The sequence below is a fragment of the Nocardia sp. NPDC050412 genome (genome assembly GCF_044458825.1).
Classification (GTDB): Bacteria; Actinomycetota; Actinomycetes; order Mycobacteriales; family Mycobacteriaceae; genus Nocardia.
The window spans coordinates 870506-889555 of record NZ_JBITIJ010000001.1 but is presented as its reverse complement, the minus strand read 5'-3'; the positions used below and the strand labels follow the sequence as shown (position 1 = coordinate 889555).

The 19050-nt window shown below is 64.4% G+C and carries 16 protein-coding genes and 1 pseudogene; 6 read left to right on the top strand and 11 right to left on the bottom strand.

What is annotated here, in order from left to right; all coding sequences use genetic code 11:
• Positions 1 to 181: 181 nt before the first annotated feature.
• The 4 genes from ACIBI6_RS04100 to ACIBI6_RS04085 all read right to left on the bottom strand — a co-directional run bounded on the left by ACIBI6_RS04100 (position 182) and on the right by ACIBI6_RS04085 (position 6696).
• Positions 182 to 2506 carry a tyrosine-type recombinase/integrase gene (locus tag ACIBI6_RS04100; RefSeq protein ID WP_364360315.1) on the bottom strand — a complete coding sequence of 775 codons (2325 nt, stop codon included), beginning with the start codon at positions 2504 to 2506 and terminating at the stop codon, positions 182 to 184.
• The gene (locus ACIBI6_RS04095) at positions 2503 to 3564 is read right to left on the bottom strand and encodes a site-specific integrase (protein ID WP_364360312.1); all 1062 of its coding nucleotides are present in this window, start codon (positions 3562 to 3564) and stop codon (positions 2503 to 2505) included. Before ACIBI6_RS04095 ends, ACIBI6_RS04100 begins: the two co-directional genes overlap by 4 nt.
• Positions 3565 to 3769: 205 nt before the next feature.
• Positions 3770 to 5371: a long-chain fatty acid--CoA ligase gene (locus ACIBI6_RS04090; RefSeq protein ID WP_396955245.1), complete on the bottom strand. Its 1602-nt coding sequence runs from the start codon at positions 5369 to 5371 to the stop codon at positions 3770 to 3772.
• Positions 5372 to 5529: 158 nt separating this feature from the next.
• Positions 5530 to 6696: a serine hydrolase domain-containing protein gene (locus tag ACIBI6_RS04085; RefSeq protein ID WP_396955244.1), complete on the bottom strand. Its 1167-nt coding sequence runs from the start codon at positions 6694 to 6696 to the stop codon at positions 5530 to 5532.
• 96 nt (positions 6697 to 6792) lie between these two features.
• Between ACIBI6_RS04085 and ACIBI6_RS04080 the strand changes: the two genes are divergently transcribed.
• The 4 genes and pseudogenes from ACIBI6_RS04080 to ACIBI6_RS04065 all read left to right on the top strand — a co-directional run.
• Positions 6793 to 7017: a hypothetical protein gene (locus ACIBI6_RS04080; RefSeq protein WP_396955243.1), complete on the top strand. Its 225-nt coding sequence runs from the start codon at positions 6793 to 6795 to the stop codon at positions 7015 to 7017.
• Positions 7018 to 7272: 255 nt separating this feature from the next.
• Positions 7273 to 8109, top strand: a complete 837-nt coding sequence (locus ACIBI6_RS04075) for an enoyl-CoA hydratase/isomerase family protein (RefSeq protein WP_364357631.1) — start codon at positions 7273 to 7275, stop codon at positions 8107 to 8109.
• Positions 8110 to 8226: 117 nt separating this feature from the next.
• Entirely contained in the window at positions 8227 to 8796 is a 570-nt protein-coding gene (locus ACIBI6_RS04070; protein ID WP_364357634.1) for a TetR/AcrR family transcriptional regulator, read from the top strand.
• Between the two features lie 212 nt (positions 8797 to 9008).
• Positions 9009 to 9212 (top strand): annotated as a pseudogene (locus ACIBI6_RS04065) (IS1380 family transposase); the annotation flags it as partial.
• Positions 9213 to 9446: 234 nt separating this feature from the next.
• Here the strand turns inward: ACIBI6_RS04065 and ACIBI6_RS04060 are convergent.
• The 3 genes from ACIBI6_RS04060 to ACIBI6_RS04050 form a co-directional block, all read right to left on the bottom strand.
• Complete coding sequence (locus ACIBI6_RS04060) at positions 9447 to 9740, bottom strand: IS3 family transposase (protein ID WP_396955242.1); 294 nt, start codon at positions 9738 to 9740, stop codon at positions 9447 to 9449.
• Positions 9718 to 10089 carry a transposase gene (locus ACIBI6_RS04055; RefSeq protein ID WP_396955270.1) on the bottom strand — a complete coding sequence of 124 codons (372 nt, stop codon included), beginning with the start codon at positions 10087 to 10089 and terminating at the stop codon, positions 9718 to 9720. The genes ACIBI6_RS04060 and ACIBI6_RS04055 overlap by 23 nt, the downstream gene beginning before the upstream one ends.
• Before the next feature lie 130 nt (positions 10090 to 10219).
• Positions 10220 to 13540: a protein kinase gene (locus ACIBI6_RS04050; protein ID WP_396955241.1), complete on the bottom strand. Its 3321-nt coding sequence runs from the start codon at positions 13538 to 13540 to the stop codon at positions 10220 to 10222.
• A gap of 129 nt (positions 13541 to 13669) precedes the next feature.
• Here ACIBI6_RS04050 and ACIBI6_RS04045 point away from each other — a divergent pair, with 129 nt between their 5' ends.
• Entirely contained in the window at positions 13670 to 13861 is a 192-nt protein-coding gene (locus ACIBI6_RS04045) for a hypothetical protein (RefSeq protein WP_396955240.1), read from the top strand.
• A gap of 75 nt (positions 13862 to 13936) precedes the next feature.
• On the opposite strand, the gene ACIBI6_RS04040 is transcribed toward ACIBI6_RS04045, so the two are convergent.
• Positions 13937 to 14038 carry a hypothetical protein gene (locus ACIBI6_RS04040; protein ID WP_396955269.1) on the bottom strand — a complete coding sequence of 34 codons (102 nt, stop codon included), beginning with the start codon at positions 14036 to 14038 and terminating at the stop codon, positions 13937 to 13939.
• 35 nt (positions 14039 to 14073) lie between these two features.
• Here ACIBI6_RS04040 and ACIBI6_RS04035 point away from each other — a divergent pair, with 35 nt between their 5' ends.
• The gene (locus ACIBI6_RS04035; RefSeq protein WP_396955239.1) at positions 14074 to 14313 is read left to right on the top strand and encodes a hypothetical protein; all 240 of its coding nucleotides are present in this window, start codon (positions 14074 to 14076) and stop codon (positions 14311 to 14313) included.
• A gap of 206 nt (positions 14314 to 14519) precedes the next feature.
• Here ACIBI6_RS04035 and ACIBI6_RS04030 read toward each other — a convergent pair whose 3' ends face one another.
• The 3 genes from ACIBI6_RS04030 to ACIBI6_RS04020 are packed head-to-tail and all read right to left on the bottom strand — an operon-like array spanning position 14520 to position 19013.
• Positions 14520 to 16907, bottom strand: coding sequence for a bifunctional salicylyl-CoA 5-hydroxylase/oxidoreductase (locus ACIBI6_RS04030; protein ID WP_396955238.1), 2388 nt, complete (start codon positions 16905 to 16907; stop codon positions 14520 to 14522).
• Positions 16908 to 16914: 7 nt separating this feature from the next.
• The gene (locus tag ACIBI6_RS04025) at positions 16915 to 17400 is read right to left on the bottom strand and encodes an acyl-CoA thioesterase (protein WP_396955237.1); all 486 of its coding nucleotides are present in this window, start codon (positions 17398 to 17400) and stop codon (positions 16915 to 16917) included.
• Positions 17397 to 19013 (bottom strand): AMP-binding protein, encoded by a 1617-nt coding sequence (locus ACIBI6_RS04020; RefSeq protein WP_396955236.1) that lies wholly within the window; start codon positions 19011 to 19013, stop codon positions 17397 to 17399. The genes ACIBI6_RS04025 and ACIBI6_RS04020 overlap by 4 nt, the downstream gene beginning before the upstream one ends.
• Positions 19014 to 19050 lie beyond the last annotated feature (37 nt).

Genomic DNA, 19050 nt, shown 5'->3' with positions numbered 1-19050 from the left:
GGTCAACGCATTCGCGATCACCTTCGCCGACCGCTGGCCCGACGCCCAAACCTACTGAGAGAAACCGCCGGAAACACCGTTAGCGAGATAGTCCCGCTGTCCGTAACGGCCTCACGCTGGAATGGAGTAGCGGTGCTGTCGAAGGCAACGTGAACCGCGCAATTCTGTGGAATCTGAAAAGTCAAGCCGGTGACCGTTGTCCGTGGCGGACGCCAACGATCGGCAGCTGGATGCCGATCGCGGTGCCGGCCCGGGGTGTTTGGTCCGATGGCGTGGGGACATCGGCAAGGCGTTGCAGCAGCCGGTCGAGCGCGGTCTGGCCGTCGTGGACCGCGGCTTGTTCATCGTCGGTGAGCGGGATGCTGACGAGCATGCGTTGCAGGTTCGATTTTGCTTGCAGCAGTTGACTTTTGCTGGATTCCTTCGGGGTGTAGAAGTCGCAGCGGGCGCAGGCCATGCGGTGCGGGCATTGTTCGAAGAAGCTGTAGGTGCAGTAGCCGTGGCCGAGGTCGTAGTGCTGCCAGGGCTCGCCGGCGGCTGCGGCGCCGTTGGTCACGGCGTCGCGGTCGACGAGGACTTCGATGGTGCGCATGTTGCGGGTGAAGTATCCGGCGTCGCCGTATGCCTTGGTGAGGGTGTTCGGGCTGATCTTGGCGTAGAACTGGGTCGACTGCGGTGAGCGGTGACCGAGCCACGCCTGCAGCTCGAACAAGGTCATCGGTTCTTTGGCGTTGTAGAGCTGGCTCGCGATGGTCGAGCGGGCCCGGTGGCTTGTGATGTTGCCGCGGACGTCGGCGGCGGGGACTCCGGCTTTGCGGCAAAGCATCGGGATCACGGTGTTGTTGATGTAGGCCGACGACATCCGGCGCGCACGGACAGCGAAGAGCAGATCGACGTGTTGTCCGGTGCGGCGGTCGACGAATGCCGGCTGGTCGGGCCGGATCGTCTGCCAGGTGTCGATGGCCTGGCCGAGGATCGGGTCGACCGGTTTGGTGAACGCGGTGCCGGTCTTGTGGGTAGGGACGTCGAGCAGGCAGACCGCGTCGCGGGCCAGAATCTGTTGGGAGTCACCGGGAATTGGTGCCCCGTCGTGTTGCCATCGGATGCAGCCGACGCGCAGCCGCGCGATCTCGTCGCTGCGTTGCCCGGAGAACAGCCAGGTCAGTGTGACTGCGCGAACCAGTTCCATCGGATAGAAGTTCCCGGCCTGGGATTGCGGCAGGTCATCAGCAGTCAGGTTCAACCCTGCCCACATCAGTTTCGCCCAGACATCGTCGGCGATGACGCGAGGATCTGGACCGAGCAGGGCGGCGATGCTGCGTGGGGTGGCCAGTGTGCGGTTGGGATCGAAATGCCTTGGCAGCCACTCCCATTCCTGGCAGTCCCGGAAGAATCGCCGGACCGCGGCGATCTGTCCCGCCTTCGTGGGAGCCTCCAGCGGCTTGCCGAGGCGATCGTTGAGCCCCACGGTGCGTTGAACGTAGTCGCCGACCTTCATGCGGTCCAGCGCGGCGATCCAGGTCGCGCAGGTTTGGCGGGTCCAGTTGGCGGGATCGGCCGCTTCGGGATGCTCGGCCTCGAGCCAGCGCCCGACGCGCAGCAGGATCGAGCGGACGCTGCCGCGAACGCGCGGCGTCAGCGTCGAGATGTCGAACCACCGGTCGACCATGGCCGCCCATTCGGGTGCTCCGCCGGTCGCGCGTGCCGAGTGCCGGCCGGTCAGCTGCTGCGGCGGACCGCAGAATCCCAGAGCGGCGACCGCGCGCTGCATTGCGTGCAGGGTGTTGCCGCGTGCGGCGGGCAGCAGCCGTTCGCGTCGAATCCACTCGAACAGCTCTGTATTCAGATCCTCGAGGTGAGGGCTTCGGTTGAGTAGCAGAACCTGACAGGCGACTGTCGGCAGCAGCGTGTCCTCGGCGCGGCCCAGCTGGTAGCCCCACCCGGCCAACACCGACCGGATCCGGCCGATCTCACCGTCGACCAGATCACGCCCGAAAACGTTCCAGGCCAACGTAAGACGTCTGAATCCGCCCAGGCGATAGAACTCACCGAACCCGCCCAGCAGGAATGCGTGCGTGGCCAAGTACGGGCGCACCTCATCACCGGCCCAATCCGGGACCGCGATTCGGAACTCGTGGATATCACCGCCGATCAGTCCGGCCCACTCCTGGTCTGTCCACGACCAGAAGGACCTACCCGTCTGAGCGCAGCGCAGCAATACGACCGCCGTCGTGTCCAGCATCGCGCGCTGTCGGTGGGGTGTCTGCGGAGCATGGATCGCGGCGTTGGCGTCGTCCAGAGGCCGCAGCAAGCGGCGGATCTGTTTCCAGCCTCGGGCGCCAGGGTCGTAGCGGGCCAGGCGGCGCAGGTTGTCGACACCGAGCTCGGTGATCGCATCCTTTTCCGCGGCCCGCAGTGTCGGTGCGGTGTCGTAGCGGCCGGGGTCGATCGGCGGCCGCCAGCGCGGATCGTCGCCAGGGCGGCCGGTGGCGGGTGCGGTGGTCACGGCGCCACCACGAGGTCGGTGCCGGCCAGAGCGGCAACGCGCCAGGCGTGGATCTGGTCCATGCCACGCGTGAGCTTGTCGGCCAGATCGCGGCCCGACAGGTGGATATACCGCAGCGTGGAGTCGGTGTGCCGGTGGCCGGCGAATGCGGCGATCGCATGCACTTCCCACCCCATCCGTGCCAGATCCGTCAAGCACAGATGCCGGGTGGTGTGCGTCGAGAACTGCGCGACACCGGCATCGATTGCGATGCGCCGCACCACTTTCGACCACATCCACAAACTCAGCGGCTCACCCCGGTTGCGCCGGGACTCCGACAAGAACAGCGGTCCGCGCGCCCGGCTGATCCCCGACCGATGAACCAGATACTGCGACAACAACACCCCGGTCGATGCCGAATACGGCACCACCCGCTCGAGGCGGTTCTTCGTCGTCTCCGCCCGCACCCGCAGCATCCGATGAGCCGGATCGACGTCGTCGGTCCGCAGCGAGCACAGCTCCTCCCGGCGCAGTGCAGCATCGTAGGCCAGTGCCAGCATCAGCCGATTACGGATCGAATCGTGCCGCGCCACGTTCAGCACACACAGCCACTGCTGCTCGTCCGGAATCCACGGCAGCTTCGTCAGCCGCGGCACCAGCCCACGCTGCATGCCACCGGCCCGCCGACCCGGCGTGTATCGGCCCCGGCCTACCGGATTCGATTGCCGCAGGCCCTCTTCCATCAAATAGTCGTAAAACAACCGGACCGGCACCAGCCGCTGCTGAATCGTCGCGTTCGCCAGCCCGGCCCCGGAGTCGATCGACACCACGTTCGCACCACGCCGGTGCGGACGAGAAGTCAACTCCCGCACGAACACCGCGACGTGAGCGCGGCTCGCGGTCACCGGATCGATCTGTTCCCTCTCGCACAGCAGCAGATACTCCGCCAGCCCGCGCCCATAGGCATCGATCGTCCGCGGCGCCCGCCCGAGATCAACCCAGATCCCCAGCCACACCGCCGCCTGCTCGTGCCGTCCGAGCACCGGCCACTTCTCCACCAGCGCCACCGCGCCACTCAACCTGCCTCCAAAGTCCGTGGTCACCCCAGGGAGACATGATCATCCCGAGCCAGATTCCACGTAACTTTTAAAATGCTGAAACGGCAAATGTTCGGCAGAGCCAACTTCGACCTCCTACGTCGCCGTGTTCTCTTGGTCGAGTAGCACGCCGCCACCGAAAGTGCGCCAGAGCCACCTACAAGTGGCCATTGACTCCGACATCCGGTCAGTCTGCGAATTGCTCACGCAGAGCGGTTTTGCGAAACTTGCCAGTAGCCGTGCGGGGGATCTCGGAGAGGAACTCGAATCGATCCGGCACTTGCCATTTCGCGAACTGGGTCGAGAGGTGTTCTCTGAGTTCGTCGGATGCGACGGTGTGCCCGCTTCGGGGCACTACGACCGCGAGTGGACGCTCGCCCCACCGGGGGTCAGGGACCGCGATTACTGCCGCCTCCGCGACGGCTGGGTGATCCATCAGGTGATTTTCCAGGTCGACTGAGGAGATCCATTCGCCTCCGGATTTCACCAAGTCCTTCACGCGGTCGCAGATGCGGATACACCCTCGTCTATCGATGCGTACGACATCGCCTGTGCGGAACCATCCATCAGCGGTGAAGCCGTCAGCGCCCCTGCCGTTGTGATAGGCCGCAGCAACCCATGGTCCGCGTACTTCGAGTTCACCGACCGCTGTGTCGTCCCAATCGATCGGAGAGCCAGTATCGTCGACCGCGCGTATCTCGATCAGCGGAAGCGCCGTGCCCTGCCTGGTTCGATGCGAGTACCCAGCGTCAGGATCGTCATCGGCCTCGAGTTCGCGCGGTAGCCGGGAGATCGCTCCCAGCGGCGCCAGCTCGGTCATTCCCCAAGCTTGAATCACTTCCAAGCCGTGCTTGTCGTAACCCTCGAACATCGAGCGTGGAACAGCAGCTCCCCCCACGATCAGCCGGTTCAGTCGTGACAGATCCCACCGATGCGGATCCGCGTCGAGGGCGGCCAGCATGTCCATCCACACCGTGGGAACGCCAGCCGTCACGGTCACGTGCTCGCTCGCCAGCAAGTCAAGAATGTTCGCGGGATCAAGCAGAGGTCCGGGAAAGATGATCGACGCACCAACGAGTGCAGCTGCATACGGCAAGCCCCAGGCGTTTGCGTGGAACATCGGAACAACCGGAAGAACGGTGTCTTGCATCGAGATCCCCACGACGTCCGGCAGTGCTGCGGCCATCGAGTGAAGGACGAGGGCGCGGTGCGAGTAGACGACGCCTTTGGGGCGTCCTGTTGTGCCCGAGGTGTAGCACATCACCGCCGCGCTACGCTCGTCGAGCGCTGGCCAAACCATTGGTTCTGCTGTCGCGATGCAGGATTCGTAGGCAATCGTTCCGTCAGGAACCGGCTCGCCCGACGTGACAACGATGACATGGTTGAAGGAGTGGGTTTCGATGATGCTTGAAGCGACATCCCATAGCGATTCATCGACGACAAGTACCGAGTCGCCGGCGTCGTCAGCGATGAACGCTAGTTCGTCTGGGTGCAGTCTTGGATTGAGTGTATGCAGGATCGCGCCCATCGCCGGCACGGCGAAGTACAACTCGAGATGTTCGGTTTGATTCCATAGCAGCGTGGCCACCAGGTCCCCCGGGGCGACTCCGAGGTCGGCGAGAGAAGTCGCAAGACGTTTTGCGCGACGGGCACATTCGCCGAGATTGGACCTTACGATACGACCGTCTGGTCGGCGCATAGCCACGTCAGCGTCGGTAAACAACTGCGCCCGTTCGACCAAAGTGGTCAGCAATAAGGGGTGCTCGTCCATCGTGAGTGCGTTGATCATCGTCTTTTCTTCTCTCGTCAGCGGGTGACATCTGTGCATCGACGACTGTGTAGAGGGAACCGGTTGCGGCGGCTGTAGTACATCGCCACAACTACAGCGGCCGAAATCGTTTGCACTTCAGGTCTGCGTCAAGAAATCGCAGTCTCGCCGTAGTGTGTCTAGTCCAGGACGGCCGACTGGACGAGGTCGGCATAGCGCTGGTGCCGTTCAGAGCTGCGCGAGTCTTCCATCAGGCCTGCGGAGAGAAAGACGTAGGAGATGTCACGGGCCGGATCGACCCAAAAGCACGTGGAGCCCGAACCTACTCCACCGAACGTTCCTGGCGAAGAGAGAAGCCCGAACGCATGGACGAAGGCTGCGGATCCTCGAACGTAGAAGCCCAGTCCCAGGTTCGCCGGAAATTCGGGCCATCCGCGCTGTTGGCGGGTGTAATCCCACAGACTGTTCGGGAGATCACCTGTCGCCACGGTGGTGGCCAGCCGCAGGATTGCCGGACTCAGCACGCGGACACCGTCGAGTTCACCGCCGCGACGCAAGGCCTCGGCGAATCGGAGCCAGTCCGTCGCGGTGGTAAACGCGCCACCTGCCGGAATCTCGACCCCCTCGATCGCCGACGCGACAGCGACACCCTCCAGCATTGCTGGATCGAACAGGGCGGCCCCGCGGTCACGGACGATCACGGGAACCGCTCGATCGGCGAGGTCTGCCCGCAGCCCGGCACCGAGTGAGGTGTCGGACATGCCGAGTGGTTCGAGCAAGTCGTCGTGCAAGATTCGACCGAACGTACGGCTGCCGCCGTCCAATCGGCGCACGATCTCAGCGAGGACACTGTGTCCGACCACCGCCGAATAGCTGATGGTCGTCCCGGGAACGGACTGTGGAACCATCTTGCACACAGCGGCAGTGGTCGCCTGGATGTCGCCCAATACTTCCGGCGGAAGAGGCGCGCCCAGGGGCAGCCCTGCCTTGTGCAACAGCAGATCGGCAATGGTGGTGTTGCCCTTGCCATTTGCCGCGTATTCGGGAATGACCTCGCGGACCTGCGTAGTGAAGGAAATCTGACCGCGATCGATGAATTGGAGCACAGCGGCGTTGGTCATCGTCTTGAACATCGACAGCGTGACGAAGACCGAGTCGAGTTGCATTGGGCGCCCGGCTGCCCGGTCGGCATATCCGATCGCCTCGTGGAGAATGACCTCACCACGCCGGGCGACCAGGACCACTGCCCCGTCGTATTTCTCGGCGTCGATGTCGGACTTGATGGCCGCCGGAAGAAGCGATAGACGTTCCGCGTCGATGCCGAGTGATTGTGTGGCAGTGGTCATGTTGGACTCCTCAGTTGTTGCAATCAGTGGCTCCGCTGTCCAACTCGCTTGTCCAGCTGTTGAACGTGGCCTCGATTCGTCGTCAGAATCAGGATGATGCGCATCATCCTGATTGTCAATCGCCAAATGGGCTGCGACACCGAACACTTCCGGCACACATCGCCTGAGGAACGACCCCTCGGGCAACCGCGTCGCAAGCCCTTGCGAAGGCAATGTGAATCCCGAAGGCTCGAACAGCCCAACGACGACGACGGCGGACCTCATGCCGCCCATGCCGGCGACGTGATCAGCCCGAGCCGATTCGACCGATTTCGCTACTGATGCGGACGGCGGCCCGAACGGGTGGACCGGACCTACGAACACAGAAGCCGATGCGCCGGAGTGGCGAGCCTTCCCACTATCCGCACTGATGGGCGATCCCGGATCCGCTACCCAACTCGCACGCCCGGCGGGCGAGCGGCGCCGCAGGGCGTCCATTGACAATCAAGATGATGTGCATAATCCTGATTGCAGGTCGCCACATGCGCTGCACTCCGCTTCGGGTGCGCAGCGCCCGAGAATGAAGGAATCCTTCCGATGGCCGAATCATTGACCCAGTTCACGATCACCGAGGCAGCGCCGGGATATTGGAGGGTGACGTTCAGCAATCCGCCGATCAACTTGTCGGATACAGACACCCTCCTCGAGCTACAGCGTGTCGTCGGTCTCATCGAGTCCGACGACACGCTGCGGGTCGTTGTGTTCGACAGCGCTGACCCCGACTTCTTCATCAATCACTACGACGTCTCCCGGTTCGTCGAGTTCCCCTTGGCGCCCGGGCCGACTGGTCTGCCGACGTTCATCGACACCACGACACGGCTGGCCACCTCCCCGGTCGTAACCATCGCGTCCATCCGCGGTCGCACACGCGGCGGGGGGTCTGAGATCGCCCTGGCATGTGACATGCGTTTCGCCAGTCTGGAGCGAGCGATCTTCGCGCAGATCGAAGTCGGGGCGGGCGTCTTCCCGGGAGGTGGCGGCATCGAGCGCCTGCCTCTGCTCGTCGGACGGGCCAGGGCACTCGAAATCGTCCTCGGCAGTGACGACTTCGACGCAGCAACCGCGGAGAACTACGGCTGGGTGAACCGCGCGTTCCCCGACGACGAGCTCGACGCCTACGTCGACAACCTTGCCAGGCGCATCGCGTCGTTCGACAAGCCTGCGCTCGCTGAGGCCAAGCGGTTGATCAACCGCAACACACTGCCCTCCGCTGAGGATCTGGTGCAGACACAAGACGCATTCCTCGACGCATTCTCCTGGCCCACTGTGCAGCAGAGGGGGGCCCGAATCCGCCATCGAGCAGGCGAAGTGGGTCCCGACTTCGAAGCACGCTTCGGCCATCACCTCGGCGATCTTGGCGGTGACTCCAATTGACACCCAGAGCGGCTCACCTGAGGACGGCCACAGCCATGGCGTACGTTCGGCTGCACAGGGTAAAAGTTAAGTTCGCCGGTATCAGACTGATGTCGGATCAGGCTCGGAGGTCTATTCGTGGGTAGTTCGCAGGCCGACAAGGCGGCAAGCCACGACCGCATCGTCAACATCGCTGCGACCCGAATGCGCCGTAGTGGCATCAACGGCGTCGGGGTAGCAGAGGTGATGCAGGAAGCCGGCCTGACCCATGGTGGCTTCTACCGACATTTCAAGTCCCGAGAGGAATTGGTCGGTGCCGCGGTGGAGCGCGCCTTGGTCCAGGGAAGCGCACGGACTATGGGCACGGCCGAGGAAGGCGGCAGACAGGCGTTCGAGGCGATCGTCGACGACTACCTAAGTCATGCCCACCGCGCCCATCCCGAGGCCGGATGCGCGGTGGCCGGGTTGGCTCAAGATATTTCGCGCGCGGATGATCGAACCCGCCTGGCTTACGGTCAGCAAGTCGAGCAGTATCTCGAGCTTTTCGCCGGGTTGACGCCGAGTTCGGACGCCGCTGCCGATCGACGTCGCGCCTGCTTAGTACTCAGCGCGCTGGTCGGCGCCATAGCCATGGCGCGAGCTGTCAGCGACGTCGACTTCTCCGATGACATCCTCTCCGAGACTGCGGCGGCACTCAAGGAGCTCTAGACGGCCGCGGCGATTGCGGCTTGCCACCCGTACGTGGAACATCTTCATGCCTTCATCAAAGAACACAGTGTGGATGACGTCGGGGCTCTCGGAGACGAAGCCGACTACGGTGGCACGCCAGCCATAGTCGCGGTATCCCAGCTTGCAGACAGGACGACGCCGCCGACTGTGCCGCGGCGGCAGTGGCGGTGGCGGCCGGGTTTGGCACCGCGCGCCTGATGGTCAGGAAAGAACGCCCCCATCCCGGTGCTCAACTGCGGTTCACCGACCGGGACGGACTCAGGTTGACCGCGTTCGTCACCAACACCACCAGTGGTCAACTCCCCGACCTGGAACTGCGCCACCGCCGCCGCGCCCGCTGCGAGGACCGCATACGCACCGCCGAGGACACCGGACGACGGAACCTGCCGTTCCACTGCTACCGATTGGCTCCCTTATCAGCGGTCACCGTTGGCGGGCGATCACTCGCGGGACTACCGCTCAAGTTGCCAAGTTCAGAGAAGTCTGTAATCACACCATCGTGGGTTTCACACCGCTGCAGATTCCACTCATTTTCGGCTGGCGTCGAAGTCACTCCTGAACGCATTCGCTATCCCCTTTGAAGGCCAGACCATTCCGGCCAGCAACCGATGCTCAGATCCGTCGTCAACTCATCGGACGTTTGGCCGTGACCAATCGCCCGCGGTCGGGGTCTCGTGACGCGGTCTCGGGCGCCGGTTGCCGGGCAAGCCCTTGAGCCCGGCGCGGGCCATCAGCATCTCGATTTGGCCGTGACCAACGGTCAGTCCGAGGCCGAGGGTGAGCTCGGCGTGAACACGCATCGCGGCGTAGACGCCGCGCGACGCGGTGCGCACGGCGCGGATCTGGTCGGTCAGCCAGGCGTGGCGCAAGTCCCGGTTCGATGGCGGGCGCGAGCGCCACTCATAGAACCCGGACTCCGACACATCCAGCAGCCGGCACGCGGCCTGTACCGGCAAACCTTCCGACGCCATCGTGGCTATCGCCGCGTATCGCCTTTGGGTCGTTCGGCTCCGACAGCAGCTCACGAGCCCTTCTCAGGATCGCAACCTCGTTCTCTAGCTCTCGAATCCGCTTCTTGGCCGCGCTCAGCTCGGACTGCTCGCCCCGCGTCAGGCCCGGCACCTGGCCGGTGTCGATCAACTCCTGTTTGCGCCAGGTATAGATCGTCTGATCACTGATATCGAGATCAGCGGCGACCTGCGCTACCGGACGACCGGCAGCGACCAGATCGAGCACCTTGCGACGGAACTCCTCGGGATAGCGCTTCGCCACGAACAAGTCTCCTTCGACGATGTCGTGACCAGAATTCAAGCAGACCGACTCCGGCAAACCCGGGGCACATCAAAGTCCCCGGACTCGCCGGGGGGATTCAATTCGAACCCGGCCGACTATCTGTGACTGATCAAAAGTCGGGGTCGTCCGCTCGTGTGCCGGAAAGATTGTTTCGCGATTCAGCGATCCATGCCGCGATCTGTGTCCGTGAGGTGAATCCCAGCTTCGTGAGAAGGTGCTCGACATGGCGTTCTGCGGTGCGCGGCGAGATCACTAGGCGAGCGGCGATCTCCCGATTGGTCAGCCCTTCGGCGACCAGTTCGGCGACCTCACCCTCGCGTTTGGTCAGTTTGCCACCAGTGGTGGACGTCGGCGTTGTCGAGACGCGTTCACCGAGCGCGTAGGCGATGGCGTCGTCGAAACTGAGTGCGGCGCCCTGTCGGCGAGCCGCCGCGAAGCTCTGCTCACTCATCAATCGTCGGGTTTTGCGTTCGCATTCGTCCTGGTAGACGCGCAGGTTCGGGAAGAGCACAGGTGGACTCCCCACCGATTGGCCGAGCTGCTCTGCGGCCGCTGTCAACACGACCGCTCGCTGAGCATCGTTTCTGTCGGCGGCGATCCATGCCAAGGCCTGCAGGCACTGGGTCGCGTTCAGGCGGTCTCGGACTCTGCGCCCTGCATTCAGTGCCTGCCCGAGTTGTCGAGTTGCTCGGATGTGATCACCTTGCCGCCACACCACAATGGCCCGCGCCCACAGCGTGTACGACCGAAAGCTTGATTCTCCGCGCTCCTCGGTAATCGCGAGCGCGCGCTCGTAGCATTCGATTGACTTCTCCGTGTTCTCGAGCAGCGCGTACGTGAACCCCAAGACCCCCAAGGCCATGAGCTGGAATAAGGGGACACCTCGTTCGGCATGCACCTGGGCGTACCCCTGGACGGCTTTCTCGAGATGCGAGCGTGCGTCGGCAGGATTCCCACGGAACAGCGAGAGAAGTCCGGCGGCGAGATCGACGTGTGCGCGGGTTAAAAGGTCGATCGTCTGCTCGGTGAGTGCTCGCCCCTCGCGCATGGGAGCGGCCATCGCATCGACGTCGCCCTGTATTCCGGCCAGATAGACGCCCAGGCACAGCGCCGCGGCCCGGTCGACGGTAGCCGGCCCCGTCTGGCATGCCAGAAAACGGTCCAACCAGCGCCGCCCCTCAGTGAGCGAACCGTGAGAGTGCCAGAAGGGGAAGAGAGCAGTCGCGATCCGAATTCCGGCTTCGGGACTGTCGGAGAGGCTGAATTCCATCGCCTGCCGCAGATTCGGTAGCTCCCGGCCGAACCTGGTTATCCACTCGAGCTCCCGGGAACTGAGCCAGTCGGCTTCCGCATCCAGCGCGAACTGTTCATACCAGTCTCGATGGCAGCGGCGAAGTTCACGGTACTCGCCGGTCTCCTCAGCCTTCTCGAGGCCGTAGTCGCGGACGGTCTCGAGCATCCCGAACCGTACCGCGGCACCCGACTCCTGCCGTGTCAGAATCGACTTGTCGACGAGGAATGCCACCGTGTCCAGGAAATCCTCTGCCGCAAGGCCATCACCCCCGACATATTGCGCGGCCTCGAGTTCGAAGCTGCCAGCGAACACCGACAGCCGAGCCCACACGCGTTGTTCGGCCGAGGTGCACAGGTCGTAGCTCCAGTCGATACACATACGCAACGTCTGCTGCCGCGACGGGGCGCTCCTGCTGCCGCGGGTCAGCAATGCGAACCGATCGGTCAACCGCTGCAGAATCTGTTCCGGCGACATCGCCCGCAACCGGGCCGTCGCCAACTCGATCGGCAACGGCAACCCATCCAGCCGCTGACAGATTCGGGCGATGGTGACCTTGTTGTCCTCGGTGAGCTCGAACCCCGCGACAGCTGCGGCAGCCCGTTCGGAGAACAGTGTCATCGCGTCGCTACGGGGTAGGCGCCCTGGCAGCCGATCGGGATCGGGGACAGCGAGCGGGGGAATAGGCAGTACCGCTTCCCCGCCCAGGCCGATCGGCTCGCGACTTGTCGCGAGAATCCGCAGACCAGCACACGCGAGAAGCAGGGATTCGGCGAGCTTCGCCATCGCTGCCACCATCTGCTCGCAATTATCCAGCACAAGCAACAATTTCCGAGGGGTGAGGAAGTCGACTAGCGCCTCGTGCAGCGGCCTTGCCGACCGGTCTTGCAACCCCAGGGCGGCCGCCACGACACCTTCCAACAGCGACTCGTCATGCAGCTCGCCCAACTCCACAAAGGTGACGCCGTCGGGGAAATCGCGTTGCATATCGGTGGCGACCCGGATCGCCAGCCGCGTCTTGCCAACCCCGCCGATCCCGGTCAACGTCACCAACCGCGAGGTCGACAACAAGTGCTTCGCCTGGGTGAGCTCCGTGCGACGGTCGACGAAGCTGGTCAACTCCAGCGGGAGCCTACCGGTCCGGCCTGTATCCGAAGGCGTCTCCGACGGCCGACGCGCGTGCGACGCGTGCTTTGGGGCGATGGACTTCGCGAGTCCGGCTGCTTGCTCTGCTTCGGATGTCGTGTACAGGGCCATCTCATCGACAGGGAAACCATGGCGGAGTTGTGATGCCTGGAGTTGTTCTCCCAGTCCCGCCGCAGAGGGGCGCCCCGCCGGGTCACTGGACATGGCACTCTCGATGATGGTGCTGGCATCCTCGGAAATGCCGTGATCACGCGGGGCCGGGACGGGCTCGGCGGTAATCCTGAGGAACTGGGCCACCAACTGCTCGCCGCTGCGTCGTTCGAACGCGGCGTGACCGGTGACCGCAGCGAACAACGTCGCACCCAGGCCGTAGACATCCGTGGCGGGACTCGGTGGCTCGCCAGCCACCACTTCTGGAGCAGTGAACGCCGGTGTACCGGTCAAGATCCCGGTAGCGGTGACGAACCCGCCCTCGATATGGGCGATTCCGAAGTCCGTCAGCGCTGGCTCGCCGTAGTCGTTGAAGAGGATATTTGCCGGCTTGACGTCACGATGTAGCACTCCGAATCGATGCGCGGTTTCCAATGCGCCGGCCATCTTCACCCCGAGCCGCAGCGCTTCCTGCAGCGTGAGCGGTCCGTTGCGGCGGATCCGCGCGTCGAGAGAGCCGTGAGGGTAGTACGGCATAACGATGAAGGGACGACCGCTACAGGTTGTGCCGACCTGCAGGACGTTGACGACGTTAGGGTGCCCGGTCAGCCTTCCCGCTGCGCGCTGTTCGCGAAAGAAGCGCGCCTGATTGTCCTCGTCGAGATCGGCGGTCAGCACCTTGACCGCCACGATACGGTCCAGCGAGCCCTGCGTGCAGCGGTAGACAGCGCCGAAACCGCCACGGCCGACCTCCTCGGCGTGATCGAACCCGGCCGTCGCGAGCTCCGCTACGACCGAACCGGACACGTCGCGTTGCGTCGGGAATGGATCGACGTCGCTCATCGACTACACCGATTCATCCCGTCCAGGCCACGGCCGACAGGCGCCACTATTACCTCTCGATGATGCACCTCAAGAGTAACGCCGGTCGCCCCGGGTGGAGCCCGGCATGTAGGCCGGGCGAGATGACCGTTGCGGCAGGTAGTCGCGTCGATCAACCAGACCCTCGAGGTCCAGCTCGACCTCGAACGCCACGGCGGTCGCACCGTCGCCGGTGTCTGCGTCCGCATCCGGCAACGCCTGGTTGCGCTCACCGCCGCGACCTGGCACAACGGCACCACCAACGCACCGATCCACCGGTCACTGACCGCCTTCGACCACTGACCAGCGGTCGGACCCACCGCCTGGAATCACTCATCTCGTCGGGGTCAACACCGAGCCTCCAGTTCCTGTCGATAGTCATAGGTTGTTGCCGAGCAGGACGCGACGCACGTGGTCGAGATGTTCGCGCATCGCGTCACGGGCAGCTTGCGGGTCTCGTTCGCGGACGGCCGCGACGATATGTTCGTAAACGCCGTCGCCCAGGCGCCCGCCCAGTGCGCCACCGTCGTCGCGGACTGAAGATCGACGGCCACGAGGACGGCTTCTTCACCAGCCCGTCCCTCCTCGACCACCTCACCGCCGAGATGGACGCCTATCAGGACGAACTCCGGGACGGCCTGAGGCCGGTGGATGGACACCCCCTCACCGGAACGCACCACGTGGCCCTCCCGAACCCACCGCGCGCGAGTGCCTTGCCTGCGGTGGACTTATCGATCCAGCGTGCCGGCCCATGAACTTCCCCCTGGGAAGCCGATCCGGCGGCGCCCGTTCTCCGAAGCGCCGACTTCGACATCCGGCTTCGACACTGCGCGTAGCTCGCGGTCTATCTTCGGGGCCCGATCAACGCCGACTCGCATGGACCGAACCGTTGCGGGCAGTCGGCTTCCCGGATTTCAGAAGTATTTGCCCACAACGGTTCTCGACATATCGCCGTACGTCGTCAGTGCACCGCCACCGGTGGCGCCGGTCGCCAGCGACGCCCGCCTTGCGCTGCCTGTTGCGCTTCGCGGATGAGCTGCAGACGGGGCGGCGGGCCATCGGTGCGGCCGGTGGGCGGCCTCCGATTGCCTGCCCGGAATGGCGCCGGCCATTGCGCGGCATCACCGCGGTAGCCCTGTTCGGCCGCCGCGTGCAGCGTCCACTGCGGATCCCACAGATGTGCGCGACCGATGGCGACCAAGTCGGCGCGGCCCGCGAGCAACACTGAATTGACGTCGTCATAGGAGGAGATCGCTCCGACCGCGATCACCGCAACACCCTGTGGCACGCCGACTTCCTGACGGATGCGGTCGGCGAACGGCGTCTGGTAACTGCGGCCATAAGCGGGCTCCTCGTGCTTGACCACTTGGCCCGAGGACACGTGCAGCAGGTCGACACCGTGTTCAGCGAAGGCGCGCGCGATCGCGACGGCGTCGTCGAGAGTATTGCCGCCCTCGGCCCAGTCCGTAGCCGAGATGCGCACCGATAGCGGCCGGTCGGCCGGCCACACCTGCCGAATCGCGTCGAAGATCCGCAGCGGGAACCGCAGCCGGTTCTCCAGTGAACCGCCGAACTCATCGATGCGGTGATTGGCCAGCGGCGACAGGAACGACGACAACAGGTACCCGTGCGCACAGTGCAACTCCAGCACATCGAACCCGGCCCGAGCCGCGGCCTGTGCAGACTCGACGAATTGCGCGGTGATCTCGTCCATCTCGGTGCGGGTGAGCTCGCGCGGGGTGCGGCTGTCCGGCCCGTACGGTATCGCCGACGGACCGACCGTTTCCCAGCCGCCGGTGTCGAGGGGATCGTCGATTCCCTCCCACATGACCTTCGTCGCGCCCTTGCGACCGGAGTGCCCGAGTTGGACACCGATCTTCGCGCGGGTATCGGCGTGGACGAAGTCCACGATGCGAGCCCAGGCTTTCTCCTGCTCCGCAGTGTAAAGACCGCCGCATCCCGGCGTGATACGCCCCTCGGGCGACACACACACCATTTCCGTCATGACCAGCCCCGCGCCGCCGAGCGCCTTGCTGCCCAGATGAACCAGATGGAAGTCGCTGGGAACGCCGTCGACCGCGGAGTACATATCCATCGGCGAGACCAGGATGCGGTTGGGTATGTCGACATCCTTGAGCTTCAAGGGATAGAACATCGGAGGGCGGGGTACCTCGTTGGCGGTGTCGGTCTGGGCCGACAAGTACCAGCCGTCGATCGCTTCGACGAAATCGTCATCGCGCATTCGCAGGTTGTCGTAGGTGATGCGGCGGCTGCGCGTGAGCAGGTTGAACGCGAACTGGTCAGGGTGTTGATCGGTGTACTGCCCGATCGATTCGAACCACTCCAGACTGGCCTGCGCGGCACGCTGCAGCGACTCGACCACCGGACGCCGCTCCGCCTCATAGGCTTCCAGTCCCACTGCCACCGAAACGTTCTCGTGCAGACACGCGGCCAGGGCCAGCGCATCCTCCATCGCCAGCTTGGTGCCGGACCCGATGGAGAAGTGCGCGGTGTGCGCCGCGTCACCCATGAGGACGATATTGCCGTTACGCCAGCGCTTGTTACGAACAGTTCGGAAGGTGATCCAGCGCGAATTGTTGCCCAGCAGGGCGTGCCCGTCGAGTTCCTCGGCGAAGATCTCCCGCAGCACAGCTATCGACTGCTCATCGTTCTCGCCGGGAGCGAAATCACCGGCGGCGAATTCCTGGAATCCGGCCCGCTGCCACACAGATTCGTGCATCTCGACGATGAAGGTGCTCCCGGCCGCGCCGTAGGGGTAGCCGTGCACCTGCATCACTCCGTGCGGCGTGTGCTTGACAAAGAACTCGAACGCCTCGAAAACCCGATCCGTCGCCAACCAGATGTACTTGTTGTGCCGATGATCCAGCGAGGGCTCGAAAACGTCCGCATAGCGATCGCGCACGGCGGAGTTGATACCGTCCGAGGCCAGCACGAGGTCATACGTGGCCGCGAGCTCGCCGACGTCCGGTGCGGGCTGGCGGAAATGAACGGTCACTCCCAGCTCGAGGCACCGTTCCTGCAGAATCTGCAACAGCTGTTTGCGGCTCATGGCGGCGAAACCCTGGCCGCCCGAGGTCCGAACCTCACCGCGGTAGCTGATATCGATGTCGCTCCAGCGGGCAAACCGCTCGCTCATCCGGTTGTAGACCACCTCATCGGCGTGCTCGATGCCGCCGAGAGTCTCGTCCGAGAACACCACTCCGAAACCGAAGGTGTCATCGGGAGCATTGCGCTCCCAGACCGTGACCTCATGGGCCGGGTCCAATTGTTTCATCAAGGCGGAGAAATACAGACCCGCAGGTCCACCGCCAATCACAGCGATACGCATGAGTGCCTCACACTTCCAGGATCGGGGTCGGTTGCAACGCAATTGTTTTCGTGTCGGCGCCAGCAGTTTCCGACGCGGATTCCCCGCCCAATGCGGCGGCGGTGTCGGTGGGCCAGGGACGGGCGCCGCCCTGGGAGTCCGGCGCGTACACCGCGGTCAGCGCACCGCGCGCCGCGACGGTCCGGGCAACGGCGTCATCCAGCCCGTGCTCAGCGGCGATCCGTCGGATCACGAAGTCGTACCGGACCGAAGAGCGCCCGATCTTGCCGACGGTCAATTCGATCGACGCGGTGTCGCCGAACCACAGCCTGTCGAGATAGTCCACTTCATAGCGAACCCGCGGGATAGTGCCGAACAACCAGCGCAGGCCCCGCGCTTCCAGTAACGCGGCTTCGGCCGCCTCCACCCAGCGGATGACGGTGCTGTGGTGGTAGTGCCCGGCGGCGTCGGTATCCTGCCAGTCGACGAGCCGTTCGACGATGACCGCGGTCATTCGGCTGCGCCCCAGCGTTCCGCGATCTTGGACCGCTGTAATTTCCCACTGGGGTTGCGCGGCAGACTGTCGACGAACTCGACACTGCGTGGGTATTTGTACGGCGCCACAGTGTGTTTGACGAAGTCCTGCAATTCCTGGACCTTCCCCGCATCGCCGGCAACACCGGCGCGCAGGACCACGGCGGCGTGCACGATCGTGCCGCGGGCGTCGTCCGGGATGCCGATCACGCCGCACTCGACGACGTCCGGATGCCGATCGAGGGCGCCCTCGACCTCCGCGGGGCCGATGTTGTAGCCAGCGGAGACGATCATGTCGTCATTGCGGGCGTGGTACCAGAAGTAGCCGTCCGCATCGCGGGTACAGGTATCGCCGGTCAGATTCCACCCGTTGCGGACATACGTGTGCTGGCGCGGATCGGCGAGGTACCGGCATCCGGTCGGGCCTTTGACCGCCAGCCGGCCCGGCGTACCGTCCGGGACGGGTCGGCCATCGTCGTCCTGGAGCTCGACCCGGAAGCCGGGCACGGCGCGACCGGTCGCGCCAGGCCGGATATCGTCGTCGGCCGCGGAGACGAAGACGTGCAACAACTCGGTTGCTCCGATGCCGTCCACAAGCTTGATGCCGGTTCGCTCCAGGAACCTGGTGAAAACGAACTCGGGTAGGTGCTCACCGGCCGAGACACAGCGTCGCAGGGACGCCAGCCGGTCCAAGTCCGCGCGTGCGAGCAGCGCCCGGTAAGCGGTCGGCGCGGTGAAGAGCACCGTGACCGAGAACTTCTCCACAGCATCGACGAGCGCGTCCGGATCGAACTTCTCGAGCAGCACGACCGATGCCCCGACTCGCAGCGGAAAGATCACCAACGCACCGAGACCGAAGGTAAAGGCCAGCGGGGGTGTACCGGTGAATACATCGTCCGGCCGCGGTGCGACAACCTGCGCGGAAAAGGTGTCGGTGATGGCGAGCACATCCCGGTGGAAGTGCATCGTCACCTTCGGCACACCGGTCGTTCCAGAAGTAGGCGCGAGCAGTACGACATCGTCGGCGGCGGTCTCGACATCCTGATACACAACAGATTTCGTGCTCGTCCGAACGGTCAGGTCGCCCGCGGCCGCACCGCCGACAGGGACAACCATCAGTGATGGATCCGCGGCGGACAGTTCGTCGAGCAACCGGCTGTCGCACAGCGCGACCGCAGGGCGGGTCAGCTCGATCAGTTTCGACAGTTCTGCCGCCCGCAACAGCGGCATCGTCGTCACTACGACCCCGCCCGCTTTGACGACTCCGAACCAGCACGCCACCAGCCAAGGGGTGCTGGGCGAGCGCAGCAGAACCCGGTTGCCGGGAATCAGGCCGAAATCGGTGGTCAGCACATGCGCGATCTGATTCGCCCGGTCGAGGAGATCACCATAGGTCCAGGTCTCGTCACCGGTGGCCAGGCACATGCGATCGCGCCCGAGGCGGGTGACCGCGGTATCGAGCAGAGCGCTCGCGCAGTTCAGCCGATCGGGGTAGCTCAGCTCGGGCAGGTCGACGACGAACTCGGGCCAGTCCGCCTCGGGCGGAAGATTGTCCCGACAGAACGTGTCGGTATGCGCTGAAGGTGTGAGCATCGGGTTCGACCCTTCCGGGAGGCCGCCTATCGGATAT